The organism is Fervidicola ferrireducens, from assembly GCF_001562425.1.
Taxonomy (GTDB): Bacteria; Bacillota; Thermosediminibacteria; order Thermosediminibacterales; family Thermosediminibacteraceae; genus Fervidicola; species Fervidicola ferrireducens.
In genome coordinates, this window is the sequence record NZ_LOED01000092.1 from 1 (window position 1) to 780 (window position 780).

Here is a 780-nt window from a genome sequence, read left to right on the forward strand (position 1 = left end):
CCTCCGGCAAGCCACCGGTAGCAGTGTTCCTGGACAGAGAGTTCGATTACTCCAAAACAGTACCAAGGAAACTCATCATAGCGCTCGACCCGGGATATAACTACATAGGGTTTGTTGTGTGCGAAACAAAAAATGGGAAACTGATCGCATACTGCCAGGGTGTTTTACAAACCAGAATTCCCGAGATTAAGGAGTTGATGACAGAAAGAAGAAGACACCGAAGGAACAGAAGATACTATTCGCGGTGCAAAAAGAGACATTTATCCGCCAGACATGGTAGGGTTTTAACAAAATTTAAGGCGCCAAGAATAGTAAGGGCTAGAGACAAGTCGAACGCCACCCTCAAACATGGTGTGGAAACGCACTTCAATCTTTACAAAAAGCTTTTAAGGCTCTTCCCCTTTCCAGCAGAGCAGGTTGTATTTGTCATGGAGGATAACGTCTTCGATGTCAGGGCAATGACATGGGGCAAAACATACGGCACGGGTTACCAGAGATCACCCAGAACGCCAGCAGAGAGGAAATGCATCCTTTGCGGGACAAAAGAGAATTTGCAAAAACACCACCTGATACAGCGGAAGAGCGGTGGTACGGACGTTCAGGAGAACCTGGTATACCTATGCAAAGACTGCCATGAAGATGTACATGCCGGGAGGGTATATATCCCCATAAAAGGCATCAAGCAGTGGCGTGCATTGGGGACGATGAACGCAATAATGGGGAAACTGCGGAAAATGCCGCGGCTGGAGTTTGTACCTGCATCGGACGTGGCACAGGCGA

General features: G+C 48.1%; 1 protein-coding gene. It reads left to right on the forward strand.

The features are described 5' to 3' along the window. A partial coding sequence (locus AN618_RS12425) for an RRXRR domain-containing protein (protein WP_187694944.1) occupies window positions 1-780 on the forward strand: 780 nt, incomplete at both ends.